Here is a 25,746-nt window from a genome sequence, read left to right as displayed (position 1 = left end):
CCGCGCTTCCGAACCGGCGGAAGGGCCGCGGCCCGGCCTCACGCCCCCGTCACGGCCCCGCCCTCAGCCTGGCCTACCTTGCCCTGCCGGACACCCAGCAGCAGCACCGCCCCCAGCGCCATGAACCCGGCCGTCGTCGCCATGCCCAGCCGCTGGCTCCCGCTCCACTGCGTCACCGCCGCCAGCACCGCCGGCCCCAGGAACCCGGTGATCCGGCCGGACAGCGCGAACAACCCGAAATGCGCGGCCATCTCCCCATCCGGCGCCATGCGCGCCATCAGCGTGCGCGACGCCGCCTGGGCCGGCCCGAAGAACAGCCCCAGCACCATCGCCAGCCCCCAGAACACCGCCGTGCTCCCCACCACCACCAGCGCGCAGCCGATCGTCACCAGCGCCGCCAGGGACACCAGCACCGTCCGCTTCGATCCCAGGCGGTCCTCGACCAGCCCGCCCAGCGCCGCCCCGATCCCCGCCGAGACGTTCATGGCGATCCCGAGAAGCAGCACCTCCTGGAAGCCCAGCCCGTGCACCCCGGCGGCAAAGATCGCCCCGAAGGCGAACAGCGTGTTCAGCCCGTCCGTGTAGAACAGCCGCGCGACAAGGAACCGCAGCATGGCCGGCCGCCCCGGCAATCCCCGCAGCACCCCGCCCAATTCCTCCAGGCCAGCCCGCGCCGCCTTTGCCCAGCCAGGCTTCGCCCCCGGCGGATCGGGCAGCGCCGCGATCACGGGCCAGCCGAACACCAGCAGCCAGCCCCCGACGAAAACCGCCGCCGCCCGGATCGTCTCGCCCGCTGCCTTGTCCAGTCCAAAAGGCGCCGGATCGGGCCGGATCAGCACGAACAGGCACAGAACGAGGCAGGTGAGCCCCCCGGCATAGCCCAGCCCCCAGGCCAGCCCCGAAACCCGCCCGATGCGCGCGGGCGAGGCCACATCGGGCAGCATCGCGTTGTAGAAAACCGTGCCCACCTCGAAGAACACCGTGGCCAGCCCCACGCAGCCCAACACATAGAGAACCGAGGAGGCCTCGGGCCGCGCGAACCAGATCGCGGCGGTGGAAACGGCGGTCGCCACCGTGCACAGCGCCAGCATCAGCCGCCGCCGCCCGCCGGCATCCGCCACCGCCCCCAGAACCGGCGACAGCACGGCGATCGCCAGCCCCGCCGCCGTCTGCATCCACCCCCACATCGCCTGGCCGGACGCGGGATCGGGCGCGACCGCCTGCGCGAACCAGGTGGCGACCACGAAGGTGGTCACCACCGTCGGAAAGGCGCTGTTGGCCCAGTCGTAAAGCGACCAGGCGAATTCGCGCGGGGTCACGAAGGAAAGGCAGGGGAGAAGGAGTGTTCACCCGGCCCCTCCTCTTCCCCGGAACCGCCGCGCGCCGGCCGGGCCGGGGTCACGCCCGCGCCAGCGCGCGCAGCGCCACCGAGACGGCCGAAAGCTCGCCCAGCCCCGCCGCCTCCCGCGCCAGCCGCACCGCATCCACCGGCGGCGTCACGGGTTGCCCGGCCAGCGCGGCGCGCGCCAGCCGGGTCTGCAAGGCCGCCAGATCCTCCAGCAGCGCCGCCCGTGCCCTGGGCCCGAAGGCGCCGGGCGCCGGTGCGGCCTGCGCCGCGCTCCGCAGCGCCTCCAGCCCGAACTCCCGCCCGGCGGCATCCCAGGCCGCCGCCGCCCGCTCCGGCGACACCTCAGTCCCAGCCGCCAGCCGCACGATCCCGATCGCGGCGGACAGCGATCCCGCCCCCGCCACCAGCCGCGCGGCCGCCTCCGGCAGCACGGTGTCGCGCGGCACCGGCACGGCGGCGATCAGCGCCTCCACCCCGGGCCGCAGCAGCCGCTCCGCCTCGGCCAGGGGCGTCGCGTCGCCCAGCAGCGCCCGTGCGGCATCCTCGTGCAGGCGCCGCAGCACCAGAAGGGCCGCGCGCCTGGCATCGGGGGGAAGGGGGGCCGCCTCCAGCGAATCCTCGGCCGCCCCGATCCCGAACAGCCGGTCCGCCAGCCAGGCCGCGCGCGCCACCGAGGCCCCGTCCCCCTCCGCCGCCAGCCGCGACACCCCGGCGGGCCCCAGCCGGTTGGCCGCCGCATTGGCCAGCATGGTCGCGACCAGGTTCCGGCGCAGCCGATGCCCTGCGATCAGCCCCGGAAAGCGCTCCTGCAACGGGTGCGGAAAATACCCCCGGAGCAGGGGCAGCAGCGCCGGGTCGTCCGGCAGGGCGCCTTCCTCCACCGCATCCGCCAGCCACAGCTTGGCCACGGGCAGCAGCGCGGCGATCTCGGGGCGCGTCAGCGCGTCCCCCGCCCCGATCCGCTCCGCCATCCTGGCGGCCGAGGGGAGGCCGAGCACGGCGCGGTCCAGCAGCCCCACGCCTTCCAGCCGCACCATCAGCGCCGCCTGCGCCGGCAGCGCCTCCGCCCCCGCCGCCTGCTCCAGCGACAGCGCGCCGAACTGCGCGGCGTTGTCCGCCAGCACCAGCGCCGCCACCTCCTCCGTCATGGATTCCAGCAGGTCGTCGCGCTGCCGGCGCGTGATGGCGCCGCCCCGCTCGGCCTCGGCCAGCAGGATCTTGATGTTCACCTCGTGGTCCGAGGTGCTGACCCCCGCGGAGTTGTCGAGCGCATCCGTGTCGAGCGCGACGCCCGCGCGCGCCGCCTCGATGCGCCCGGCCTGCGTCACCGCGAGGTTGGCGCCCTCGCCGAGAACGCGCGCGCGCACCTCCCCGCCGTCGATCCGCAGCGCGTCGTTCGCGCGGTCGCCGGCCTCCGCCTGGCTCTCCGTGGCCGCCTTCACATAGGTCCCGATGCCGCCGAAGTAGAGCAGGTCCACCTCGGCCCTGAGGATCGCGCGCATCACGGCCGCGGGCTCCGCGCGCTCTTCCTCGATCCCCAGCAGCGCCCGCGCCTGGGGGGAAAGCGGGATAAACCGCGCGTTGCGCGGGAACACGCCGCCCCCCTCGCTCACCAGCCGCACCTCGTAATCCGCCCAGGACGACCGCGGCAGCGCGAAGAGCCGCGCCCGCTCGTTGAAGGAAACCTCCGGGTCCGGATCGGGGTCGATGAAGATGTGCCGGTGGTCGAAGGCCGCGACCAGCCGCGTCTGGCGCGAGATCAGCAGCCCGTTGCCGAACACGTCGCCGGACATGTCGCCAACACCCGCGCAGGTGAAGGGCTCCGCCTGGATGTCGCGCCCCATCTCCGCGAAGTGCCGCGCGATCATCACCCAGGCGCCGCGCGCGGTGATGCCCATCTCCTTGTGGTCGTATCCCGCCGAACCGCCGGAGGCGAAGGCGTCCCCCAGCCAGAACCCGTATTCCCCCGACAGCCCGTTCGCGATGTCCGAGAAGGTGGCCGTCCCCTTGTCCGCCGCCGCCACGATGTAGGGATCGTCCCCGTCCCGCCGCACCACGCGCGCGGGCGGCACCACGGAGCCGTCCGCGCCGTAGTTGTCGGTCACGTCCAGCATCGCGCGGATCAGGGTTTGGTAGGCCGCGATCCCCGCCGCCATGAAGGCTTCCCGGTCGGACGCCGCGGGCACGTTCCCCTTCAGGATGAAGCCGCCCTTCGCGCCGGTCGGCACGATGATCACGTTCTTCAGCCGCTGCGCCTTCATCAGCCCCAGGATCTCCGTCCGAAAATCCTCCCGCCGGTCGCTCCAGCGGATGCCCCCGCGGGCCACGGGCCCCGCCCGCAGGTGGCACCCTTCCATGTGCATGGCGGAGACGAAGATCTCCCGCCACGGCCGCGGGTCGGGCATCTCCCCGGCGCGCGCGCTCTCGATCTTCAGCGACAGGTAGTCCTTGCCCTGGAAGTAGTTGGTGCGCACCACGGCATCGAGCGCGGTTCGCAGCCGCGCGAGGATGCGGTCCGTGTCCGGGTCCGCGATCCCTTCCACCAGGGCCGCCCATCCCGCGGCCGCCCGCGCCTCCTCCCCCGCGCGGTCGGTTGCGTCCGGATCGAAGCGCGCCTTGAACAGGGCCACGAGAAGCCGCGCCGCCTCCGGCACCGCGGCCAGCGCCCCCTCCACCGCCGGCTGCGGAAAGGCGAAGCCCACCTGCTTGCACCAGCGGAACACCGCCCGCAGCAGCCAGGCCTCGCGCCAGGTGATGCCGGCCCGCAGCGCCAGCCGGTTGAAGCCGTCGGCCTCCGCGCGCCCCTCCAGCAGCGCGGAAAGCGCGTCCAGGAGCTCGTCGAAGCGGTCCTCCGCGGCCTCCGTTCCCGCCTCCAGGGCAAAGACATGCAGCACCACCGGGGCGGCCCCGGCAGGGGCGAGCCGCCAGGGCTGCTCCTCGATCGCCCGCAGGTCCAGGCTCTCGAACAGCGGCAGGGCATCGGCCAGCGGCAGCGGCCCGCCCGGGCTCGCCAGCCGCAGCGACAGCCGCCGCGCCCCTTCGCCGGGAATGCGCGACACGCTCGCCACCGGCCGCCCGGCGGCCAGCGCGGCCTCCGCCAGCCGCAGGTCGGCCACGGCCTGCGCCGCCGTCATCTCCTCCGCGTAGGATGCCGGGAAGGCTTCCGCCCAGCGCGCCGCCAGCCGCGCCCCCTCGGCCTCTCCCGCGGCCTCTGCCAGCGCCTCGCCCAGCGCCTCCGGGAAGCGCCGCGCGGCGCGCGCGATCGCCACCTCCAGCGCACCCGCGTCCAGCGCGGGCGCCACCCCGGGGTCGGTGCCGATCACGTAGTGGACCCGCGCCAGCGGTGTGTCGCCGATCGCGATGTAGAAGGCCGAGAGCCGCCCCCCGAAGGCCGCCGCCAGCAGCCGCCCCACCCGCTCCCGCAGGCGCGTGTCGAAGCCTTCCCGCGGCAGCCACGCGATGGCCGACACGAAGCGCCCGAACGGGTCGCGCCGCAGCACCAGGGCCGGGCGCGGGCGAATCGCCAGGTCCACCGCCCGCCGCGCGCCCGCCAGGATCTCCGCCTCCTCCGCCTGGAACAGCTCGTCCCGCGGCCAGGTGTCCAGCACCGACTGGAAGGCCCGCGCGTCATGGCTGTCCGGCACCGCGCCCGATGCCGCCAGGATCCGCTTCACCTTGGGCCCCAGCCAGGGGATGGAGCGCGGGTTGCGGTTATAGGCCGTGGCCGCGAAGAGCCCCATGAACAGCCGCAGCCCCACCACCCTGCCATCGGCGGCCAGAATGCGCGTCGCGATCACGTCCGCATGGCTCGGACGGTGCACCAGCAGCCGCATGTTCGCCTTGGCCACCGCCAGCGCCACCGGCTGGGCCAGCGCCTCCCGCACGGGGGCGGGCACCGCCGAAAGGTCGCGCAGCGCGTCGAACACCGGCACGCCCTCGTCGCGCAGCAGGCCGAGGCCGTCCTCCATCGCAATCGGCCCGCCACCCGGCGGCAGGCGCAGCACGCGGTGCCCGAGGAAGACGAAGTTGTCCTCGGCCAGCCAGCGCAGGAAGGCGATCGCCTCCTCCCCCTCCGGCGCGCCTGAAACCTCGACCTCCGCCTGGCGCAGCCGCTCCAGCATGGGCGCGAAGTCGCCCACCGCGAGCCGCACCTCCGCGAGCGCCCGGCGCAGCGTCGCCTCCACCGCCGGCCAGTCCGCGGGCGCCGCCCGGCCCGTGCCGGAGGCCGCGATCTCGATCCGCATCAGGCTCTCGTTGGGCCCGCCCGGCGCCGCCGGGCCGATCGCCTGCACCCGCCCCGCCGCGTCCCGCCGCACGGACAGGATCGGGTGCATCAGCCGCCGCACCCCCCGGCCCGAGAGCGAGAGCGCGGCCAGCGCGCTTTCCACCAGGAAGGGCATGTCGTCGGTCGCGACCTCCGCCACGGCCCCCACCCCGGCGCTGCCCCCGCTCCCCTGCGGCGGCGTCAGCCGCAGCGCCACCGTGCCCGCCTTCCGCACCGCCGCCACCGAGAACAAGGAGGCCGCCTCCGCCGCCAGAGCCTCCGGCGCCACCGCGGCAAGCTCCTCCAGCGGCAGGCCGGCGCCCAGACCCCGCAGCAGGTCCTGCGCCGCCGGCGGCAGGGCAGGCGCCATCCGCATCAGCGCCGCCGCCCCATCGGCCAGCAGCGCCGCGCGCATCCCCTCGCCGCCGGACGGGTGGGGGGCGGATGTCAGGTCGTCGGGCATGCGATCTTCTCCTCCGGGGCGAGGGAAGAGTCGCCCCGCGCACCGGTCGGCGCAAGCGCAGCGCGAGGACAAGGCGAACTAGGGCTGCGCTGTGCCAGGCCCGGATGGGTCCAGGACCACCACTGGATCGCAGGTCGAGGTTCCGTCGCAGAATCCGAAGCGGTGGAGCGATTTTCAGACATAACACAAAAACGTGAAGATGCAACCATTCCGCGAAAGGCCTCGACGCTGCCAAAAAAAGTTGAGAATAGCAACTTAAAGCGGTCTCCTTTCACCAATCAGCGGTAGCAAAGAAAGCCAAGAAAGCGCCGATTCCGGTTTTTTGATCCGATAAAACAACGAATTGTCACGAAAGGGACGAAAACTTTTCGCTGTGCGCCAATGCGTTCTTCCGGGTAATTCTTCGTCACCAAAGTTCAAAATTTAGAAAACATCAGCCTATTGCGGGAGGCGTGATTGCATTCGTTCCGGGCTTTATCTCGTGCCGCATTCGCTGCGGCGGCGATCTTCCCCTTCTGTGCGTCGGCGCGAGATCTGGTTTATCAGCCGGTGAACCCCGCCTTCGGCGGAAGCCCGCTCAATGGTCCGTTCATCCTGGGCCAGGCTCAGGCAAACAACTTTCGCTATCTGGAAAGCCCCGACGCCAAGCGGCAGCGCCGGCAACAGGATGCGACCAATCTCACGAATGATCCAGCCGCGCAGTTCCAGCGCCAGATCACGTCGAGCCTGCTGAGCCAGATCGCTTCAACGATCGGCCAGCAAATCCTTGGCGAGAACGCGCGCGACAGCGGCCGTTTCTCGGTGGGCGGAACCACGGTCGATTTCCTCCGCGTCGGCGGCCAGATCGTGGTCGACATCAACGAGGGCGCGAGCGGCGGCCGGACGCAGATCACCCTCCCGGTACCGAACTTCTGACCCATGCGAAAGCTCCGATCCACGGTGGCAGCGGGCTGCCTGCTCGCGCTCGCCGCCTGCGGCTCCACGCCGGCCACCATGCTCGCGGAAAGCCCGACGCTCGGTGCCCGCACCGCCGCGGGTGACAGCCTCCGCGACCTGCCGGCGCCCCGGAACAGGCTGGACGTCGCGGTCTTCACCTTTCTCGACCAGACCGGCCAGCACAGGCCGAACAACAACTTCGCCGAATACAGCTTCGCGGTGACGCAGGGCGGCGCCTCGATCCTGATCAACTCGCTGATGGAGGCCGGGCGCAACACCACGCCGTGGTTCCGCGTCGTCGAGCGCAACCGCGTGGCCGACCTTTTCCAGGAACGGCAGATCATCCGCGCCAACCGCTCGGAGAACGTCGGGCCGGACGGCCGCCCGCTGCCGCCCATCGGCCCGCTGCGCAATGCCGGCATTATCGTGACGGGCGGCATCATCGCCTATGACAGCAACGTCCTGACGGGCGGGCTTGGCGCGAACTTCCTCGGTATCGGCGGCAACACCGAATACCGCCGCGACACCGTCTCGGTGTTCCTGCGTGCGGTCAGCGTCCTGACCGGCGAGGTGCTGGTCAGCGTCACCACCGACAAGACCATCTACAGCATGGGCGTGCAGGGCGGCGCCAACCGCTACGTCGGCTTCAACAAGCTGCTGCAGATCGAGGGCGGCATCACGACCAACGAGCCACGCCAGCTTGCCGTGCGCCAGGCGATCGAGAAGGCGGTGCACGCCATGATTGCCGAAGGCGCCGACAAGAACTTCTGGGGCTTCGCCGACGAAACCCAAGGTCGTGCGGTGATCAGGGAATACCTGACGACCCGCGACGGACAGATTCCATCACAGGTGACTGCCGGAAGCTCCCCCGGCGGACAGACCACCCGTGGCGGTGCGTGACAGGGGGTCCAGAAACATCATGTCCATCGTGAAAGACACTCACACCATGAAGAAGCTTCTCCTCGCCACCGTTGCCGTCGTTGGCCTGTCGTTCGGCGCCATGGCAGCCGACAACGTCGCCACCATCGAGCAGGTCGGCAACCAGAACGAGAACTATCAGCAGCAGAACGTGCAGTCGGCCGGCGGCAACAACACCGCTACCGCGCGCCAGTTTACCAACTCCAACGAGAACCGCCAGACGCAGAACGGTTCCTTCGGCTCCGTTTCGGCGCGTCAGCAGGGTGGCAACGGCAACCAGAGCCGCCAGCGCCAGATGGTCAACAGCAGCTACAGCACCGGCACGGTTGAGCAGAACGGCACGAGCAACCAAGCTTACCAAGATCAGAACGCTGGATCCAACAACACCGCGACGATCTCGCAGAACGGCGGTCGTAACCGCGGTACCCAGTCGCAGACCGGTTCCTTCAACCGTGCCACTCTGACGCAGACCGCTACGGGCGTGGTGCAGGGCTCCAGCGTCTACAACGACGCCACCCAGACCCAAGACGGTAACAGCAATACCGCCACCGGCACCCAGTTCGGCACACGCCACACGCTGACGCAGACCCAGACCGGCAACAACAACACCGCCGACTCAACGCAGGGCGACACAGGCCATACCGTGACGATCACGCAGGTCGGCAACAACAACAACGCGACGTCGCAGCAGTTCGGCACCACCAACACGGCGACGCTGAACCAGACCGGCGACCGCAACGAGAGCAGCCAGACTCAGAACGGCACCAGCAACATGGCGTCCGGAAAGCAGACCGGTAGCGACCAGCGCCTCGTCCAGAGCCAGTCTGGCTCACGCAACGACGCTCAGTCCGAGCAGATCAGCAGCACGGGCAGCATCGTTCGGCAGGATCAGCGCGGCATCAGCGGCATTGCGATTGCCTATCAGGGCACCGCGACCAATAGCACCATCGAGCAGACCCAGTTCTACGGCACCGGCAATAAGGCGGAGAGCCGCCAGACCGCCGGCAACCTGCTGCGCGCCTACGTTCAGCAGAGCGGCGACGGCAACTCCGCCGTTACCACCCAGTCCGGCCTCGGTCACATCGCGAACGTGACCCAGACCGGCAACAGCAATATCTCGCAGCAGACCCAGAGCCGGTAATCACTGGCAAGCGGCGAGGGAAGGCTGCAACCTTCCCTCGCCGCTCCCATAAGGAAGCCGTCGTGAAAAAGTTTCTCCTCGCGCTGGCAGCCGTCGTGGCAGGGCCAGCCATTGCCGCGGATACCCAGACCATGACCGATCAAGCCACCCAGCGGGTGATCAGCCGCAGCGGCGGCGGTCAGGTCTCCGACGTCACCCAGTCCGGCAATGGCAACTGGGGTGAAACCAACCAGTCCGGCACCAACAACACCGCCCGCATTCTCCAGCAGGGCACGGGCAACTCCTCCATCGTTACCCAGAACGGCAGCAACCTTTCCGCCGAAAGCCTCCAAACGGGTGGCGCGGGCGTGCGCATTGACCAGTCTGGGCAGACCGGCGGCATCCGCGTGCAGCAGAGCGGGCCAGGAGCTGGCGGCGCGTCGATCTTCTCCTCGGGAGCACCGGCCACTGTCACCGTTCGCTAGGATCGCCCTGGGTTTGACGTTGGCGCTCCTGCCGGCATTGGCGTGCGCTCAGCCTACGCCGCAGGCTGAGGCGGCCGATCGGCCACCTCAAGCCCGCCGCGCTGCGCCTGCCGCCTCTCGCGTGATCGACCTCAATGAGCCGCGCGGCGCCCGGGGCGACATTCCCGCCCAGCGCATCATCCCACCCTCGATCCGCGCCTTCCTGAACGACCGCCGCATCGACCCGGTCACGCGCGCCTTCCTGCTCGGCATCGCCGGCAAGAAGCGGGAGGACTGGACCTTCCTCGACCTCCAGCAGGTCACGGCCGTGGTCCCGAGCCTGACCGAGATCTACATCGGCACGGCGGTGCTCAGCGAGTTTTACGAGTTCATGAACCTCGACCCCGCCTCGCTCTTCGAGCCGCAGCTCGGCGCTTCCTGGCAGGCCACCTCCACGGCCTTCGACCCCCGCAACGCCCGCAACCGGCGCTGCTTCAACCTCCGCAACCAGGCCGTGCAGGACCCGGGTGGCGTCAGGCTGGACGAGTTGCTGAACTGCGGCGGGCAGCTCGACTGAGACCAGCCCCTTCCGCCACCCGGGGGAAGCGGCACCCACCGCGGAACGCCGCTCGCATCCCCTGGCCGCCCCGCCCCAATCCGCCTACCCTGCCCCCGCCATGGCCCTGACCCTCGCCGACCTCCTCTCCCCCATGGAGCCCGCCCGCTTCCTGGCGGAATTCCACGACAAGCAGCCCGCCCATATCCGGGGCGGCGCGGCCAAGTTCGCCAGCGTCCTTTCCTGGCCCACCATCGACCGGCTGCTGAACCAGACCCACATCTGGACCAGCCAGTCCCTCAAGCTGCAGATGGACGCCCAGCCCGTCCCGCCCGAGGCCTACTGCCTCCGCGCCACCAGCCGCGACAACGTCCCGGTGATGCAGCCCGACGCCCGCAAGCTCCGCGAATGGGCGTCCAAGGGCGCCTCCTTCGTGCTCAACGACGTGGACAGCCTCACCCCCGGCCTCGCCTCCGTGAGCGAGGCCCTGGAAGACGCCGGCTTCGGCCGCGCCCAGGCCAACGTCTACGTCTCCTTCCAGGCCCACAAGGCCTTCCCCGCCCATTTCGACACCCACGACGTCTGGGCCGTCCAGGTCGAGGGCGAGAAGACCTGGAACATCTGGTCCGGCCGCGCCGACTACCCCATCCCCCACCCCGCCTTCCGCAACCTCGGCCAGGCGCACCATGACCGCGCCAAGGGCGTGCTGCGCGAGAAGATCCTGCTCAAGGCCGGGGACCTGCTCTACCTGCCCCGCGGCTGGTACCACGACGCCCTGGCGGAAGGCCCGGCCTCCGTCCACATCGCCTACGGCGTCCACGCCCCCATCGGCGTGGACTTTGCCAACCTCCTGGCCGAACGCGCCCTGCAGGACCCCGTCTTCCGCCAGCCCCTGCCCCGGCAGGACGGCACGCCCGCCGCGCAGTTCGCCCTCACCAGCCGCGCCGCCCAGCTCGGCCAGCGCATGGCCGAGCTCGCGCGCGACCCGCAGGTGCTCCAGGTCCTCGCGCGCCACGTCTCCGAAGCCCGCTACCATCGCGGCGGCGTCAACCTCCTCGCCGCCCGCGGCATGGAAGCCCCGGCCGAGGCCGCCGCGGCGGAAAGCGGCGCCCCGGGCTTCCGCGTCCTCGCCCCCGGCGTGAAGCCCGTCCGCCGCGGCACGGACTGGGTGCTGAAAACCCCGGCCGCCACCCTTCCCCTCACCCCGCCCGAGGCCGAGGCCGCGGGCTGGCTCCTGGCCCGGCGCGAGGTGGACGCGCAAAGCCTCCGCGCCGCCCACCCCGCCATCGACGCGGACGCCCTCCTCACCCGCCTCGCAGACGCCGGAGCGCTTGCCGCAGCATGAGCCCCCTCCTCGCCGTCGCGCTGCTTCTCACCTTCGCCCGCCCCATCCTCCCGGGCCCCGCCAACGCCCAGCCCAGCCGCCCCCAGCCCCCCTTCGCCTGCGTCGGCGCCGAGGAGCTGGAGGACGACGTCTTCGAGATTCCCTTCGCCGCCGGGCGCGACGGCCTGACCGACGCCGCCCGCGCCAACCTCGAGGCCGCCACCGCCCTCCTCAAGGCACAGCCCGGCCGCAACGCCTGCATCCTCGGCCATGCCCGTCGCGAGGGCGGCCAGCAGACCAGCGTCCAGCTCGCCGCCAGCCGCGCCCGCGCGGTGCGCGAAGCCCTCCGTGCCGCCGGCATCCCCGAAGCCCGCCTCCGCTCCGAGGCTCGCGTCGCCGGCTTCAGCCGCACCACCGGCAACACGATCGCCCGCAGCGTCTCCATCGTGGTGATGCCCGTCTCCGCCCCCCGGCCCGAGCCGGTGCCGCGCGCGCCCGCACCACCCGAGGCAGCTCCGCCGCGCGAGGTGCCCCGGGCGCCGCCAGCACCGCCCGCCGAAGCCCCGCCGCGCGAAACCACGCCGCCTCCCCCGACGCCCCCGGCCGCCCCGTCCCCGCCCGAGGCCCCGCTGCGCGAGGCGCCGCCCGCACCGCCCGCCGAGGCCCCGGCGCGCGAAACCACGCCCCCGCCGCCGGCACCGCCCGCGGCGCCCCCGGCCCGGGAAACCACGCCCCCGCCGCCCGCGCCCCCGGCCGCCGGCGAACGCCGGCCGGACTGACGCGGCGCCGCCGGCTCTAGTCCGGCAGCGTCCCGTCCGCCTTCAGCACCTCGCCGGCCAGGTAGAGGCTGCCGCAGACCAGAACCCGGGCCGGCCCGCCGGCACCCGGCGCGTCCCGCAGCGCCGCCAGCGCATCCGCCACCAGCGGCCCCACCCGGGCCACCCCGCCCGAGGCCGCGACGATCTCCTCCGGCGCCACCGCCAGGTGCTGCCCCGGCTCCGCCACCGCCCAGGCGGAGGCCGCGTGCGGCAGCAGCGGCGCCAGGAAATCCGCCACCGCCTTCGACTTCTTCATGCCGACCACGAGGTGCAGCGGCCGGTCGCCCCAAGCCCGCGCCTGCTCCGCCAGCGCCACCCCGGCGCCGGCATTGTGCCCCCCGTCGAGCCACAGCTCCCAGCCCTCCGGCAGGGTGGCCGCCAGCCGCCCTTCCAGGCGCTGCAGCCGCGCGGGCCAAGTGGCGGAAGCCACCCCGGCCGCGACCGCGCCGTCGCCCAGCCAAGCCGGGTTCCAGGCCCTGAGCGCCGCCACCGCGATGCCCGCGTTATCCGCCTGATGCGGCCCCGGCAGCCCCGGCGCGGGCAGGCGCAGCCCGCCCGCGCCATCGCGGAAGAACAGCCCGCCCTCCGCCCAGGACACGTCCCAGTCCCGCCCGCGCGTCAGCAGCGGCGCGCCGCGCGACAGGGCCTCCGCCTCCAGCACCGCCAGGGCGGCGGGCTCCTGCCGGCCGGTGGCCACGGGCACGCCGGGCTTGATGATCCCCGCCTTCTCCCCCGCGATCGCCGCCAACGTGTCGCCCAGGAAGTCCGTGTGATCCATCGAGATCGAGGCAATGGCGCAGGCCACCGGCCGGTCCACCACGTTGGTCGCGTCGAAGCGCCCGCCCAGCCCGACCTCCAGCACCAGCAGGTCGGCCGGCACCCGGCTGAACAGCAGCAGCGCGGCGGCCGTGGTGATCTCGAACACGGTGATGGGCTCGCCGCCATTGGCCGTCTCCACCTCCTCCAGCGCGGCGGCCAGCACCTCCTCCTCCACCAGCGCCCCGGCCAGGCGGATCCGCTCGTGGAAGCGCACCAGGTGCGGCGAGGTATAGGCGTGCACCCGCTGTCCCGCGGCCTCCGCGATCGCGCGCAGAAAGGAGCAGGTGCTGCCCTTGCCGTTGGTTCCGGCCACGTGCACCACCGGCGGCAGCCGGCGCTCCGGGTGCCCCAGCGCCGCCAGGCAACGCTCCAGCCGCCCCAGGCTGAGGTCGATCAGCTTCGGGTGCAGCCCGTGCAGCCGGTCGATGATCCGCTCCGACCGCCCCGCGCCCGGCAAGGCCCGCAGGCCGGCGGGCGCGCCCCAGGGCGTCGCGGGAAGAACTGGGTTATCGGCCATGGCCGGGTGCTCCGCTCAGGAGAGAACCGGCCCGGCGCAGCCCCCGGAAGGGCCGCCCCGCCGCCGGGCAGGGCGGGAAACGCCTATTCCGCCGCAGGCGTGGGCGCGGGCGCGGGCAGGGGCCCGGGCACCGGCGGCGCCACCTGCACGGGCTCCGGCAACGGCTCCGGCGGCCGCAGGAAGCCGATCAGCCGGGCCAGCGTGGCCCGCATCTCGCCCCGCGGCACCACCATGTCGAGAATGCCGTGCTCCAGCAGGTATTCGGCCCGCTGGAAGCCCTCGGGCAGCTTCTCGCGCACCGTCTGCTCGATCACCCGCGCGCCCGCGAAGCCGATCAGCGCCCCGGGCTCGGCGATCTGGATGTCGCCCAGCATGGCGAAGCTCGCGGTCACGCCCCCCGTGGTCGGGTCGCAGAGCACCACGATGAAGGGCAGCCCCGCCTCCTTCACCATGCGCGTCGCGATCACCGTGCGCGGCATCTGCATGAGGGAAACCGCCCCCTCCTGCATCCGCGCCCCGCCCGAGGCCGTGAAGACGATCAGCGGCGCGTCCTGCAGCACCGCCAGCCGGGCCGCCGTGACGATGCCCTCGCCCACGCCGGCCCCCATGGAGCCGCCCATGAAGGAGAACTCGAAGGCCGCCGCCACCGCCGGCCGCCCGTCGATCGCCCCGTGCGCCACCGCGATCGCGTCGTCCATCCCGGCCTTCTGCTGGGCTTCCCGCAGCCGGTCGCCGTAGCGCCGCTGGTCGCGGAAGCGCAGCGGGTCCGCCGGCGCCCGCGGCAGCTCGATCCGCGCCCAGCCGGGATCCAGCGTGTAGTCCAGCCGGCGCGCGGCTGCGATGCGCATGTGGTGCCCGCATTTCGGGCACACGTGCAGGCTCCGCTCCAAGTCCTGGTGGAAGATCATCTCCCCGCAATGCGGGCACTTGATCCAGAGGTTCTCCGGCACGTCGCGCTTGGCGCCGAACAGCGTCTGTATCTTGGGCAGCGCCCAGTCGGAGATCCAGTTCATCCCTGCCCCATAACACGGTCCGGGCCATGCCCCGCCCCCCGGTGCCGCGGGGCAAGGGGGCGCCCGGCCGGGCGGGAGGTAGGCGCGTCCGGCCCCCCCGCGCAAGGGGCGGCGGAGCACCATCGAAACCCTTGCATCAAACCCACGGGCCGGGGCCTGGACCGAATGGGGCTTCCGGGCGTTATCTCCCGGATATGGCGTCCAACGATCCCTACCAAATCCTGGGCGTGAGCCGCACGGCCGATGCCGAGGCGATCCGCCGCGCCTTCCGCAAGATCGCCAAGGCGGACCACCCCGACCTCAACCCCGGCGACAAGGCCGCGGAGGAGCGGTTCAAGGCCGCCAACGCCGCCCACGACCTCCTCTCCGATCCCGAGCGCCGCGCCCGCTTCGACCGCGGCGAGATCGACGCCGCCGGCCAGGATGTTCCGCCCCGCGGCTTCTACCGCGACCAGGCCGAGGGCGCGGCGGGCGCCCGCTACCGCCCGCGCGACCCCTTCGCGGGCATGGGCGGCGGCACCGCGGGCGCCGCCAGCTTCGATCCCGACGATCTCGAGGACATCCTCGGCATGTTCCGGAGCCGCGAGAGCGGCCCCCGCCCCGGCCGCGACGCGCGATACCGCTTGGCCGTGGACTTCCTGGACGCCGTGAACGGCGCCACCCGCCGCCTGACCCTGCCCGATGGACGCGACCTCGATGTCCGCATCCCGCCGGGCCTGGAGGACGGACAGGTTCTCCGCCTGCGCGGACGCGGCTCCCCGGGCAGCCAGGGTGCCCCGGACGGCGACGCCCTGATCGAGGTGTCCGTCCGCCCCCACCCCTTCTTCGAGCGCGCCGGACGCGACCTCCGCATGGAGCTTCCGGTCACGCTGCGCGAGGCCGTGCTGGGCGCCCGCATCCCCGTTCCCACCCCGCGCGGCGAGGTGATGCTGACGGTCCTGCCACGCTCGGAGGCCGGCACCCAGATGCGCCTGCGCGGCCGGGGCGTGGCCGAATCGGGTGGCACCCCGGCCGGCGATCTTCTCGTCACGCTCTGCCTCGTCCTCGGCCCGGTGGACAACAAGCTGGAGGAATTCCTGCACGGCTGGTCCCCCGCCGAAGCCGGGGATCCCCGCGCCGCCATGCGGAGGAAGGCGTGACCGGATTCGATGCCGTTCTCAGCCAGCTCCGGGGCCTGCACGAGGCGGAGCTCCAGGCCTGGATCGCGGAGGGTTGGGTCCGCCCCGAGCATCAGGCCGGGCGGCTGGTGTTCCAGGAGATCGACATCGCCCGCTGCCGCCTGATCCTGGAGCTGCGCGAGGAGCTGGAGGTGAACGAGGCCGCCATGCCCGTGGTGCTCCGCCTGCTCGACCAGCTCCACGCCACCCGCCGCCAGCTTCGCCGCCTGGCCGAGGCGCTGGACGCATCGAGGAGCACGCCCGTTGAACGCTGACCCGCCCGGGCCAGCCGGCGCCCCCGACCTGTCCGGCAGCGTCGGCGCCCTCAGCGCCGCCATCCTGGGCGCGGCGCTCGATGTCGCGGGCCTGGCCACCGTCATCACGGATGCCCCGCTCGACCCTCCCGGCCCCCGCATCCGCTACGCCAACGCGCATTTCGAGGCGATCACCGGCTACACCGCCGCCGAGCTGATCGGCCGCTCCCCCCGCCTCCTTCAGGGCCCCGAAACCGACCGCGCGGAACTGGACCGCCTGCGTGATGGGCTGACCACCACCGGCCAGTTCACCGGCGCCACGGTCAACTACCGCAAGGACGGCAGCCCCTACCGCAACGAGTGGATCGTCGGCCCCATCCTCGGCCGAAACGGCGAGGTGACGCACTGGCTCTCCATCCAGCGCGACGCCACCCAGGCCCCCGATCCGCACCCCCAGGCCGCGATGCTGCGGGACCGCACCCGCGCCATGCTGAAAACGGTGCGCGCCATCGCCACCCGCACCCTCGTCTCCCCCGATGACGGCCGCGTCTTCGGCGACCGCCTGGCGGCCCTGGGCCGCGCCCAGGCCGCCGCCGGCCGGACCGGCACCGACCTCGAAACCCTGCTCCGCGGCGAACTCGCCGCCCGCTCCGTCGGTGCCCGGCTGGAGGGGCCCCCCGTCGCCCTCCGCCCGGGCATCGCGGAACCCCTGGCCCTGGCGCTGCACGAACTCGCCGCCGTCGCGAGGGGCGCCGTGTCCGTCACCTGGGCGGTCGAGGACAGCATCGACCGCCGCCTCCACATCGCCTGGACCGAGCGCGGCGGCAGCCCCGCCCCTTCCTCCGGCTGGACCGTCATCGAGGAGGCGCTCCGCTTCGCCCTGGGCGGGGAGGTGCAGCGGCGCCGGGAGGGCAGCGCCCTGTTCTGCACCATCGCCCTGCCGCTGGCAGGCTGAGCGCGCCCTACCGCACGCAGATCCGCGCGTGCGTTTCGTCGCTTTCCCAGCAGGCCGGATCCGCCGCGATCCGCACATAGGTGCCGGGCAGGCTGACGTTGCGCGAACCGAAATTGGCGAAGGCGGAGCCCCGCCCGGGCTCGTCCACGTTCAGGATAAAGGCAGGCTTCCCCGGCGCGGTGACGCGGAAGCTGCCGGCCCGGTCCGTCGCGCGGAAGTCGCAGGCATAGGCGCCGTCATCCGTTGTTTCGCAGCGGGCCGCCCGCGCCTCCGCCCCGCCAGGCAGCGATGCCGCCAGCAGGACGAGGGCGGCGGCCCCGATGCTCCCGCGCACCCGTGCTCAGTTCCCCGCGCGCCGCGTGCCCAGGTAGTCGCGCACCGTCTGCCAGGCCACCGTCTGGAGGAAGCGCGCGGTGTCGGCGTCCAGCCCGGCCGTATAGGGATTGCCCTCGGTTGAACCGCCGAAGATCGCCCCATAGGTGGTCGCCGCCGCCAGATAGGTGCCCGCCAGGCTCGGATGCCGCTTGTCCGCGACATACAGGTTCAGCGAGGGGCGCTCGCGGATGCTGCGGGCGAAGGCCAGCCCCGCCGGGATCACCAGCGCGTCGTTGTCGTTGCCCGCGCGCGTGTAGGCCTCGGCGAGCTGTTCCGTCATCTCGGGCTTGTCGGCATAGGCCCAGGACATGAACAGCACGGGCTTCCCGCCGTGCCGCCGCACCGTGTCGCTGTGGCGCCTGGCAAAGTCGGTGAACACGGCGGACAGCCGCGGATGGATCGGGCACTGGCTGCAATCCATCATCACCGCGATGTCGAACAGCCGGGCGTTGTTGTTGAAGACGATGTTGTTGTTGGCATCGAAGGAATAGGAGCCCACGGCGTTCGGCCGGAAGTACGACTCCACGTCGTGCCAGTCGAAGCCCGAGCCGCTGATGGTGACGGAGGTGCTGCGGAAGGGCCGCGTTTCCCCGGCCCCGCGCAGCAGGTTCGTCACGTGCCCGTGCAGGGAATTGTTGTAGTAGAAGAAGCTGTTGCCGATGAAGATCGCCGAGGCCGGCCGCTCCTCCAGCGCCTGCACCGCCGGCCGTGCCGGGCTTTGCGCCTCGGCCGCCGCGGCAAGCCCGAGCGCGAGCCCCGCCCCCAGCGCGAGGCGCCGGAACAGGGTGAACAGGGTGAATGGGGTGGACCCGAATCCGGACATCAGACAGCTTCCTTCCCGAGAGCCCGGCCGTTCACCCGGCCGTGGCGCCCGATGATGCGCCACGCCCCCGCACCCCGCCAACCCCGGCGCGGTGCCCCGTCAGTATCGCCGCCGCGGCGGCGGAGCCTCCTGCGCCGGGTTGAAGCGCACCCAGCCCGGCACCTGCGCCTCCAGGTTCACCTCGCGCCACTTGGGGTGGCGCGGCGCCACCAGGAAGCGCTCGAACTTGCCGGTGAAGGCCTGCACGAAGGCGGCGACCTTGCGGTGCCGCTCCGTTCCCGCCGACCAGCCGTACACCGCCATCACCGCGCCCACCGCCAGCGTGTCCACGGGCGCCTCCGCCGGCACCAGGCCCGGATACTGCTCGTGCCCGAGCCGTGCCGGCAGGTAGGTTTCGATCAGCGACGGCGTCATCGGCAGCGCCAGGAAGTGCAGCCCGGAATCCGCCCCGAGCCCCGTGAACAGCCGCGCCGGCTTGCCCGTGACATAGACCAGCGCCGCGATCTCGCCCCGCCGCAGCTTGCCCAGCGCCACGTCCTGCGGGTCGTTCGCCAGCGTCGCGTCGATCTCCATCGCCTCGAAGATCAGGGAGGCCGTCATCGCCGTGCCGCTGCCCGCCACGTCCACGTTCACCCGCTGCCCCGCCAGGTCCTGCACCCGCGTGATCTCGGGCCGCGCCAGAACGTGCACCTCCTCGTCATAGAGCTTGGCGATGTACTGGATGGTCTGCCCCATGCCCGGGAACAGCCGCCGGCTGCGGACAAAGGCCAGCGCGTCGGACTGCACGATCCCGACATCCACGCCCCGGACGAACATGATGTCGGAGATGTTCTGCACCGAGCCGCGCCCGATGATCGGCAGCACCCGCAGCCGGTCCCCGTCGTCCAGCACCGCCGCCAGGTCGGCCGCGATGCGCACATAGGTGCCGTCCACCCCGCCCGAGATCACCCCGATCGTGCCCGCGTTCGCCCGCGCGCCAAGGGTCGCCAGCGTGTCGCGCGGGGAGGCCTCCCGGAAGCCCGGTGCTTCCCTCTGGGCCTGCGCGCTCCGCAGGGCCGGCAGCGCCAGCGCGCCCGCCAGCAGAAGCCCGCGGCGGGAGGCGACGCCTCCCCTCCGGGGCGGCATCGGGTCGGAGCTCACGGCGTGCGCCCTCCTTCATGGGACGCGGCAGCCAGGCGCCCCGCCAGGGAACGGGCGTCCGCATCGCCCATGGCGGCGCCGCGCCGGTACCAGGCCGCCGCCGCCTCGGGATCGCCGCGCAGGCCGCGCGCGCCCAGCGTCGCCAGCACCTGCGGATCGAAACTCCGCCCCATGGCCGTCGCCGCCGCCGCGCTGCCGGCCGCCGCCGCCCGCTCGTAGAGCAGCCGCGCCGCCGACACGTCGCCGATCGCCAGCATGGCATCCCCACGCCGCACCAGCGCCGTGAGCAGCGCCGGGGCCAGGGCGGGCGCCTGCGGGCGCGGCGCGGCCACCGCCGAAGCCAGGACCGGCGCCGCCGGCGGCGGCACCGCCACCGGCTCGGGCGGCAAGGCCACTCCCTGCGCGACCGGCAGCGCCCAGCCACCGGTGCGGTCCGCCATGCCCTCCACGGACACGGGCGGCCTCGGCCCGCGCGGCACCGCCCCGGTGGGCGGTGCGGGCAGCGCGCCCGCCGGCGGCGGAACCGGATCGGCCTGAACCGGGAAGGGCACCGGCATCGCCTCCGCCAGCACCGGCAGCGACAACGCCGCGGCCCGGATGGAAGGCGCCGGCACGCCGTTCACGGCGGGCAACGGCCCCGGCGCCGGGCCATCTGCTGCGGGCACGCCACCGGGCGAAGCCGGCCCGGCCGGAAGCGCCGGCGGGGCCTCGGCCGCGGCCAGGCGCAGGCCCGAGGGCGGCGCGGCCGGCACGGGAACCGCATCCGGGGCCTCGGCCGGCCGGGCCTCCTCCCGCAGGGTCGCCGCAACGGCATCGGCGACGGCTGGAAGCGCCGCCGCGGCCGGCGCATCCTCCGCCACCCCGGCCGGGGCCTTGGCCGCCCGCGGAACGGGCTCGGCCTCCACCGCCGGAACCGGCGCGGCATCCGCCACGGGGATCGGCACGACCTCCGAGGCACGGGCCAGCACGGTATCCTCGGCCAGCACCGGCGCGGAGCGTGCGGACGGCCCGGCCACGGGTTCCCCGGCCGCAACCTTGTCCAGGCCGCGCGACGGCCCCGGCGAGGCAAGGCCCTCCATGCCCCCGGACTCCGTTCCCCCGCGGGAAAGCCAGCCTTCCGGGAGCGGCAGATAGCCCGTCCAGGCCCCGGCTCCCGCCACGGCCAGCAGCAGCACGGCCAGCGGCAAGGCCTGCCGCGCCATGCCCGGCCGCGCCATGGCCGCCGGCGCCACCACCCGCATTGCGCCCGGCGGCCGCTCGGGCAGGTTGATCGGTGCCGCCTCCGCATCGGCCGTGGGCAAGGCCGCGGAAACGGCCGGCGCCACGGGCGCGGAGGGAAGCCGGATCTCCTGCGCCATCGCGCGGGCGGGCGGCGGCACGGGCTTCGCCTCCACCTCGGGCGCCCGCACCGGCTCCGCCAGCGTCACCCGCCCCGCCACCGGTGCCCGCACCAGCAGGGCCCTCGCCCGCCCGGTCCAGCCCTCGTCGGCCGGATCCGGCGCGGGCTCGGCCGCGAAGGCGTTGTCCAGCAGAACCGTCAGCCGCCAGAGATCCGCCTTGGAAAAGGACCGGTACACCACCGGCGGCACCCGCTGCCCCGGGTACCGCGCGCGATGGGCCTGCAGGAAGCGCGGCACCGCCTCCGGCACGCTCTCCGGCGCCAGGTCGATCAGCGCGACGCCATGGGCCCGGTGCAGCAGCGCGAAGCGGATGGCGGCCGCGGGCCAGCGCGCGTCGCCCGGCAGCCAGGCACCAGGCAGCACCTCCCCGCCCCAGGCCCCCAGGAGGGTGTCCGGCCCATCGTCCGGCAGGGGAGCAGCCGCTCTCATGGCGTCAGGCATGAGCAACGCGGGGGGTAACCCGCCCGCGGCGGACCCGGGCGGCAAGCCGTTGATCTGAAAACGAAACATCCGGGCAAGCCGGGCCGTGGCGAAAAGCGCACTTCATGCCTCAACGAAGCACGCGGGCGCGGTGGAAGCCATACCTTAGGTTTATCGGCCCGGCCGCGCGTCCTCAAATCGCCGGGTGCGCTCCTCAGCTGCGGGCGCCGCGCACCCCTTCCGCCAGCGCCCGCACACCGTCCAGCACCGCCCGCACGGTGCCCGAGGTCGCGCGCCCCTTCTCGTCCAGCGTCCCCGCCAGGATTTCGATCAGCGAGGAAGCGACCACCGCCCCATCGGCCACCCGCACCGCATCCGCCGCCTGCCCGGGCGTGCGCACCCCGAAGCCGATGGCGATGGGCAGGTCGGTCGCGGCCCGCACGATCGGGATCGCCGCCTGAAGGTCCTGCACCTCGGCCGAGCGCGTGCCGGTGATGCCGGTGATGGCCACGTAGTAGATGAACCCCCCGGCGCCATCGAGCACGATCGGCAACCGCCCCTGCAAGGAGGTCGGCGCCACCAGCCGGATCATGTCCAGCCCGTGCGCGAAGGGCCGGAGCTCCTCCGCCTCCTCGGGCGGCATGTCCACCACGATCAGCCCGTCCACGCCGCTTTCCCTGGCATCGCAGCAGAAGCGCTCGGCGCCATAGGCCAGGATGGGGTTGAGGTAGCCCATCAGCACCAGCGGCGTTTCGTCGTCGTCGCGCCGGAAGTCGCGCACCATGGCGAGCGCGCCCGCCAGCGAGCCCCCCGCCTTCAGCGCGCGCTGCCCCGCCTTCTGCACCGTCGGCCCGTCGGCCGCCGGATCGGTGAAGGGCACGCCGATCTCGATCAGGTCCGCCCCCGCGCCGGGCATCCCCCGCAGGATCGCCATGCTGGTCGCGGGATCGGGGTCATAGGCCTCGAGGAAGGGCATCAAGGCCCCGCGCCCCTCCGCCCGCAGCTGCGCGAAGCGCGCCGCGATCCGCCCCGTCCTGATCCGCGCCGGGGCTGCCTCGGCGGCCGGCGCGCTCACAGCTTCTCCCCCAGGTGATGCGCCACCGTGAAGATATCCTTGTCGCCGCGCCCGGACAGGTTGAGCACGATGATCTCGTCCTTCCGCATCGTGGGCGCCCGCTTGATGATCTCGGCGATCCCGTGCGCGCATTCCAGCGCGGGGATGATCCCCTCCAGCTTGGAGCACAGCATGAAGGCCGAGAGCGCCTCGTCGTCCGTCGCCGCCACGTATTCCGCCCGCCCGATCTCGTGCAGCCAGGAATGCTCCGGCCCGATGCCAGGGTAGTCCAGCCCGGCGGAGATCGAGTGCGCCTCCGTGATCTGGCCGTGCCGGTCCTGCAGCAGGTAGGTCTTGTTTCCGTGCAGGACGCCGGGCGAACCGCCGTTGATGGCGGCGGCATGCGCGCCGCTCTCCAGGCCCCGCCCCGCCGCCTCCACGCCCACCAGCCTCACCTCGGCGTCGTCCAGGAAGGGGTGGAACATCCCCATCGCGGAGGACCCGCCGCCCACCGCGCAGACCACCACGTCCGGCAGCCGCCCCTCGGCCGCCAGGCACTGCTCGCGCGTCTCGTCGCCGATCACGCACTGGAAGTCGCGCACCATCTGCGGGTAGGGAGCGGGCCCGGCCACCGTGCCGATGCAGTAGTAGGTGTCGTGAACGTTCGCGACCCAGTAGCGCAGCGCCTCGTTCATCGCGTCCTTCAGCGTCGCGGCGCCGGAGGTCACCGCGTTCACCTCGGCGCCCAGCAGCTTCATGCGGAACACGTTGGGCTTCTGCCGCTCCACGTCGGTCGCGCCCATGAACACCAGGCAGGGCAGGTCGAACAGCGCGCAGGCGGTGGCCGTCGCGACCCCGTGCTGCCCCGCGCCGGTCTCGGCGATGATGCGCGTCTTGCCCATGCGCCTGGCGAGCATGATCTGCGCGATCACCGCGTTGATCTTGTGCGCGCCGGTGTGGTTCAGCTCCTCGCGCTTGAAGTAGATCTTGGCGCCGCCGAGATGGTTCGTCAGCCGCTCCGCGAACCAGAGCGGCGAGGGCCGGCCCACATAGTCCTTCAGCAGCCGCCGCCATTCCTTGTCGAACTCGGGATCCTTGCGCGCGGCGTCATAGGCCTCCTGCACCTCCACCACGTTGGGCATCAGCGTCTCGGCCACGAAGCGGCCGCCGAAGTCGCCGAAGCGGCCGCGGGGGTCGGGCCCGTTGCGCAGGCTGTTGGGCCGGTCAGGCGTGGGAAGCGGCTTGTTCACGGCGGGTTCTTTCCCGGTGCGGGTTGGCCCGAAGAATGGGGCGAAGGCTCTTAGCGCGAGGTGGGGGCGCGGTCACGCCCGCGCCAGCGGGCGGGCAGGGTTAAAGCGCCCACCCCCAGCCCCGCCACCACCAGCGCCATGCCGGCCAGCCGCGCCGCCCCGAAGCTCTCTCCCGTCACCAACGCCGCGGAAGCCGCCCCCGAGATCGGCACCAGCAGCGCGAAGGGGGCCACGGTGGTCGCCGGGTAGCGCGCCATCAGGAAGCCCCAGATGCCGTAGCCCACCAGGGTCGAGGGCACGGCGAGGTACAGCACCGCGGCGACGCCGGAGAGGTTGATCCCCGCCAGCGCCGCGCCCACGGCCGCCGGCCCCTCGATCGCCAGCGAGAGCCCGAGCAGCGGCAGGATCGGCACCAGCCCCAGCCAGGCCATCAGCGCGACGGGCCCCCCCGGCGAGGAGCCGGCGCCTCGCAGCAGCACGTTCCCCCCCGCCCAGCTCGCCGCCCCCAGGAGGCACAGCCCGAGCCCGAGCGCGGTCATCCCCCCCGATCCCGCCGTGGTGCCGATCAGCGCCAGGCCCGAGAAGGCCACCGCCATTCCGGCCACCGCCCGCGCGGAGGGCCTCTCTCGCAGCACCGCCGCCGCGATCAGCGCGGTGAGGAAGGCCTGGGACTGCTGCACCACCGAGGCCAGGCCGGGCGGCATCCCGGCCGCCATGCCCGTGAACAGCAGCGCGAACTGCCCCAGGAAGAGAAACAGGCCGATCGCCACCAGCCGCCGCCAGGGGATCTTTGGCCGGGGCAGCCACAGCACCGGGATGGCCGCCACCATGAAGCGCAGCGCCGCCATCAGCAGCGGCGGCAGCCCGCTCTGGAGGCCCACCTGAATCATCACGAAGTTGAAGCCCCAGAGCACCGTGGTCAGCACCGCCAGCGCCAGGTGGGCAGGCGTCACGCGCCGCCCCTCATGCCCGGCGCGCCGCGTCGATGAAGGCGCGCACCCGCGCCGGGTCCTTCACACCGCGCGCTTTCTCGACCCCCGAGGAAACATCCACCCCCGGCGCAGCCGTGGCGCGCACCGCCTCCGCCACGTTGTCCGGCGTCAGGCCGCCCGCCAGAAGCCAGGGCCGCGGCACCGCCCGCCCCGCCAGCAGCGACCAGTCGAAGGACGCCGCGTTCCCGCCGGGCAGGGCGGCGCCCGGCGCGGGCTTGGCGTCCAGCAGGAAGCGGTCCACGGCGGGGGCATAATCCTCCAGCAGGGCGAGATCGGCCGCCGTGGCGATCCCGAGCGCCTTCATCACGGGCCGCCCGAAGCGCGCCCGCACCGCCGCGCAGCGCGCGGGGTCCTCCTCCCCGTGCAGCTGAAGGATGTCGAGGGGCAGGGCCCCGAGCACGGCCGCGATCGCCTCGTCCGCCGCATCCACGAACAGCCCGACCCGCAGCGGCCCGCCTTCCGCCGGGGTGGGCGCATGGGCGGAGAGCGCCGCCGCCTCGTCCGCCGTGACCGCGCGCGGGGAGGGCGGGAAGAAGACCAGGCCGATCATGTCGGCCCCGCCCGCCACCGCGGCGTCCAGCCCGGCGCGGTCGTTCAGGCCGCAGATCTTGACCAGCGTCACCGCGCGAGCGCGGCGGCGATGGACGCCGCCGCCGCCGCCGGATCGTCCGCGCCCGTGATGGGGCGCCCGATCACCAGCCAGTCCGCGCCGGCCGCCGCCGCTTCTTCCGGGGTCGCGATGCGGGACTGGTCGCCGGCCGCGCTGCCGGCGGGGCGGATGCCCGGCACCACCAGGAGCGGCCCGGCCCCGTGCGCCTCGCGGATCGGCGCGACCTCCTGCGGGGAGCAGACCAGGCCGTCCGCTCCGTTCTCCAGCGCCATCCGTGCCAGGCGCAGCACCTGCTGCGCCGTGCCGCCGGACACGCCGGTGGCGGAGAGCGCCGCCGTGTCCATGCTGGTCAGCACCGTCACCGCGAGGATGGCGGGGCGTGCCGTTCCGAATTCCTCCGCCGCTTTCCGGGCCGCCGCCACCATGGCCGGGCCGCCCGCCGCGTGGATGGTCAGCATGGCCGGGGAGAGGCGGCAGGCGGAGCGCACCGCGCCCGCGACGGTGTTGGGGATGTCGTGGAACTTGAGGTCCAGGAAGACGGGGCGGTGCCGGGCGATGCGCGAGACCGCGGCCGGCCCGTTGGCGACGAAGAATTCCAGGCCGAGCTTGAGGCAGCCCAGATGGGGGGCGAGGGCCGCCGCCCAGGCTTCCGCCCGCGCGGGGTCCTGCGTGTCCAGCGCCGCGATGATGCCGGCGCGGTGGGGGCGCGGGATCACGGGCGGACCATGGCCGCGGCCCGGCCCCGCGCAGGCCCGC

At 73.2% G+C, this 25,746-nt stretch carries 23 protein-coding genes; 10 read left to right on the top strand and 13 right to left on the bottom strand.

All coding sequences use genetic code 11. The annotated features are described in order from the left end of the window. Positions 1 to 38: 38 nt before the first annotated feature. Both ACFFIC_RS22690 and ACFFIC_RS22685 read right to left on the bottom strand, forming a co-directional pair. The gene (locus ACFFIC_RS22690; RefSeq protein WP_377054614.1) at positions 39 to 1,319 is read right to left on the bottom strand and encodes an MFS transporter; all 1,281 of its coding nucleotides are present in this window, start codon (positions 1,317 to 1,319) and stop codon (positions 39 to 41) included. Between the two features lie 79 nt (positions 1,320 to 1,398). Beyond that, positions 1,399 to 6,075, bottom strand: a complete 4,677-nt coding sequence (locus ACFFIC_RS22685) for an NAD-glutamate dehydrogenase (protein ID WP_377054612.1) — start codon at positions 6,073 to 6,075, stop codon at positions 1,399 to 1,401. Positions 6,076 to 6,531: 456 nt separating this feature from the next. Here ACFFIC_RS22685 and ACFFIC_RS22680 point away from each other — a divergent pair, with 456 nt between their 5' ends. The 7 genes from ACFFIC_RS22680 to ACFFIC_RS22650 all read left to right on the top strand — a co-directional run bounded on the left by ACFFIC_RS22680 (position 6,532) and on the right by ACFFIC_RS22650 (position 12,172). Further along, positions 6,532 to 6,990, top strand: a complete 459-nt coding sequence (locus ACFFIC_RS22680) for a curli assembly protein CsgF (RefSeq protein ID WP_377054610.1) — start codon at positions 6,532 to 6,534, stop codon at positions 6,988 to 6,990. A gap of 3 nt (positions 6,991 to 6,993) precedes the next feature. Beyond that, positions 6,994 to 7,911: a CsgG/HfaB family protein gene (locus ACFFIC_RS22675; RefSeq protein ID WP_377054608.1), complete on the top strand. Its 918-nt coding sequence runs from the start codon at positions 6,994 to 6,996 to the stop codon at positions 7,909 to 7,911. A gap of 46 nt (positions 7,912 to 7,957) precedes the next feature. Continuing rightward, entirely contained in the window at positions 7,958 to 9,070 is a 1,113-nt protein-coding gene (locus ACFFIC_RS22670) for a hypothetical protein (protein ID WP_377054606.1), read from the top strand. A gap of 62 nt (positions 9,071 to 9,132) precedes the next feature. Continuing rightward, positions 9,133 to 9,534, top strand: coding sequence for a hypothetical protein (locus ACFFIC_RS22665; protein ID WP_377054604.1), 402 nt, complete (start codon positions 9,133 to 9,135; stop codon positions 9,532 to 9,534). A gap of 121 nt (positions 9,535 to 9,655) precedes the next feature. After that, complete coding sequence (locus tag ACFFIC_RS22660) at positions 9,656 to 10,090, top strand: hypothetical protein (RefSeq protein ID WP_377054602.1); 435 nt, start codon at positions 9,656 to 9,658, stop codon at positions 10,088 to 10,090. 100 nt (positions 10,091 to 10,190) lie between these two features. Next, complete coding sequence (locus ACFFIC_RS22655; protein ID WP_377054600.1) at positions 10,191 to 11,414, top strand: cupin domain-containing protein; 1,224 nt, start codon at positions 10,191 to 10,193, stop codon at positions 11,412 to 11,414. Further along, a complete protein-coding gene (locus ACFFIC_RS22650; protein ID WP_377054598.1) occupies positions 11,411 to 12,172 on the top strand; it encodes an OmpA family protein in 762 nt (253 codons plus the stop codon). The genes ACFFIC_RS22655 and ACFFIC_RS22650 overlap by 4 nt, the downstream gene beginning before the upstream one ends. Before the next feature lie 16 nt (positions 12,173 to 12,188). Here ACFFIC_RS22650 and ACFFIC_RS22645 read toward each other — a convergent pair whose 3' ends face one another. After that, positions 12,189 to 13,547, bottom strand: coding sequence for a bifunctional folylpolyglutamate synthase/dihydrofolate synthase (locus ACFFIC_RS22645; RefSeq protein WP_377054596.1), 1,359 nt, complete (start codon positions 13,545 to 13,547; stop codon positions 12,189 to 12,191). A gap of 83 nt (positions 13,548 to 13,630) precedes the next feature. Further along, positions 13,631 to 14,560, bottom strand: a complete 930-nt coding sequence (accD, locus tag ACFFIC_RS22640) for an acetyl-CoA carboxylase, carboxyltransferase subunit beta (protein ID WP_377054594.1) — start codon at positions 14,558 to 14,560, stop codon at positions 13,631 to 13,633. Positions 14,561 to 14,754: 194 nt separating this feature from the next. Between accD and ACFFIC_RS22635 the strand changes: the two genes are divergently transcribed. Genes ACFFIC_RS22635 through ACFFIC_RS22625 form a run of 3 tightly spaced genes read left to right on the top strand, consistent with a single transcriptional unit; the run spans position 14,755 to position 16,926 of the window. Then, positions 14,755 to 15,699 (top strand): DnaJ C-terminal domain-containing protein, encoded by a 945-nt coding sequence (locus ACFFIC_RS22635; protein WP_377054592.1) that lies wholly within the window; start codon positions 14,755 to 14,757, stop codon positions 15,697 to 15,699. Next, positions 15,696 to 15,992: a chaperone modulator CbpM gene (locus tag ACFFIC_RS22630; protein WP_377054590.1), complete on the top strand. Its 297-nt coding sequence runs from the start codon at positions 15,696 to 15,698 to the stop codon at positions 15,990 to 15,992. The genes ACFFIC_RS22635 and ACFFIC_RS22630 overlap by 4 nt, the downstream gene beginning before the upstream one ends. Next, positions 15,982 to 16,926, top strand: a complete 945-nt coding sequence (locus tag ACFFIC_RS22625; RefSeq protein WP_377054588.1) for a PAS domain-containing protein — start codon at positions 15,982 to 15,984, stop codon at positions 16,924 to 16,926. The genes ACFFIC_RS22630 and ACFFIC_RS22625 overlap by 11 nt, the downstream gene beginning before the upstream one ends. A gap of 7 nt (positions 16,927 to 16,933) precedes the next feature. Here the strand turns inward: ACFFIC_RS22625 and ACFFIC_RS22620 are convergent, their stop codons facing one another. The 9 genes from ACFFIC_RS22620 to pyrF form a co-directional block, all read right to left on the bottom strand. Further along, positions 16,934 to 17,260, bottom strand: coding sequence for a hypothetical protein (locus ACFFIC_RS22620; protein WP_377054586.1), 327 nt, complete (start codon positions 17,258 to 17,260; stop codon positions 16,934 to 16,936). A gap of 6 nt (positions 17,261 to 17,266) precedes the next feature. After that, on the bottom strand, positions 17,267 to 18,124 hold the full coding sequence (locus ACFFIC_RS22615) for a hypothetical protein (RefSeq protein ID WP_377054584.1): 858 nt from the start codon (positions 18,122 to 18,124) through the stop codon (positions 17,267 to 17,269). Between the two features lie 99 nt (positions 18,125 to 18,223). Continuing rightward, positions 18,224 to 19,264 (bottom strand): TAXI family TRAP transporter solute-binding subunit, encoded by a 1,041-nt coding sequence (locus tag ACFFIC_RS22610; protein ID WP_377054582.1) that lies wholly within the window; start codon positions 19,262 to 19,264, stop codon positions 18,224 to 18,226. Beyond that, positions 19,261 to 21,093: a hypothetical protein gene (locus ACFFIC_RS22605; protein ID WP_377054580.1), complete on the bottom strand. Its 1,833-nt coding sequence runs from the start codon at positions 21,091 to 21,093 to the stop codon at positions 19,261 to 19,263. Before ACFFIC_RS22605 ends, ACFFIC_RS22610 begins: the two co-directional genes overlap by 4 nt. 205 nt (positions 21,094 to 21,298) lie before the next feature. Further along, complete coding sequence (gene trpA, locus ACFFIC_RS22600) at positions 21,299 to 22,159, bottom strand: tryptophan synthase subunit alpha (protein ID WP_377054578.1); 861 nt, start codon at positions 22,157 to 22,159, stop codon at positions 21,299 to 21,301. After that, on the bottom strand, positions 22,156 to 23,388 hold the full coding sequence (gene trpB / locus ACFFIC_RS22595) for a tryptophan synthase subunit beta (RefSeq protein WP_377054576.1): 1,233 nt from the start codon (positions 23,386 to 23,388) through the stop codon (positions 22,156 to 22,158). The genes trpA and trpB overlap by 4 nt, the downstream gene beginning before the upstream one ends. Positions 23,389 to 23,438: 50 nt before the next feature. Continuing rightward, positions 23,439 to 24,341, bottom strand: coding sequence for an EamA family transporter (locus ACFFIC_RS22590; protein WP_377054574.1), 903 nt, complete (start codon positions 24,339 to 24,341; stop codon positions 23,439 to 23,441). A 10-nt stretch (positions 24,342 to 24,351) separates the two neighbouring features. Then, the gene (locus tag ACFFIC_RS22585) at positions 24,352 to 25,002 is read right to left on the bottom strand and encodes a phosphoribosylanthranilate isomerase (RefSeq protein ID WP_377054572.1); all 651 of its coding nucleotides are present in this window, start codon (positions 25,000 to 25,002) and stop codon (positions 24,352 to 24,354) included. After that, the gene (gene pyrF / locus ACFFIC_RS22580; protein WP_377054570.1) at positions 24,999 to 25,706 is read right to left on the bottom strand and encodes an orotidine-5'-phosphate decarboxylase; all 708 of its coding nucleotides are present in this window, start codon (positions 25,704 to 25,706) and stop codon (positions 24,999 to 25,001) included. Before pyrF ends, ACFFIC_RS22585 begins: the two co-directional genes overlap by 4 nt. Between the last annotated feature and the right edge of the window lie 40 nt (positions 25,707 to 25,746).

The organism is Muricoccus vinaceus (genome assembly GCF_042433125.1).
In the GTDB taxonomy this organism is placed as follows: Bacteria; Pseudomonadota; Alphaproteobacteria; order Acetobacterales; family Acetobacteraceae; genus Roseomonas; species Roseomonas vinacea.
This window is presented reverse-complemented; position numbering and strand designations above follow the sequence as displayed.

Excerpts from the sequence above, each read along its gene's own strand:
- ACFFIC_RS22685 (WP_377054612.1), bottom strand. The coding sequence starts at position 6,075 with ATGCCCGACGACCTGACATCCGCCCCCCACCCGTCCGGCGGCGAGGGG.
- ACFFIC_RS22675 (WP_377054608.1), top strand. The coding sequence starts at position 6,994 with ATGCGAAAGCTCCGATCCACGGTGGCAGCGGGCTGCCTGCTCGCGCTC.
- ACFFIC_RS22670 (WP_377054606.1), top strand. The coding sequence starts at position 7,958 with ATGAAGAAGCTTCTCCTCGCCACCGTTGCCGTCGTTGGCCTGTCGTTC.
- ACFFIC_RS22655 (WP_377054600.1), top strand. The coding sequence starts at position 10,191 with ATGGCCCTGACCCTCGCCGACCTCCTCTCCCCCATGGAGCCCGCCCGC.
- ACFFIC_RS22650 (WP_377054598.1), top strand. The coding sequence starts at position 11,411 with ATGAGCCCCCTCCTCGCCGTCGCGCTGCTTCTCACCTTCGCCCGCCCC.
- ACFFIC_RS22645 (WP_377054596.1), bottom strand. The coding sequence starts at position 13,547 with ATGGCCGATAACCCAGTTCTTCCCGCGACGCCCTGGGGCGCGCCCGCC.
- accD (WP_377054594.1), bottom strand. The coding sequence starts at position 14,560 with ATGAACTGGATCTCCGACTGGGCGCTGCCCAAGATACAGACGCTGTTC.
- ACFFIC_RS22635 (WP_377054592.1), top strand. The coding sequence starts at position 14,755 with ATGGCGTCCAACGATCCCTACCAAATCCTGGGCGTGAGCCGCACGGCC.
- ACFFIC_RS22615 (WP_377054584.1), bottom strand. The coding sequence starts at position 18,124 with ATGTCCGGATTCGGGTCCACCCCATTCACCCTGTTCACCCTGTTCCGG.
- ACFFIC_RS22605 (WP_377054580.1), bottom strand. The coding sequence starts at position 21,093 with ATGAGAGCGGCTGCTCCCCTGCCGGACGATGGGCCGGACACCCTCCTG.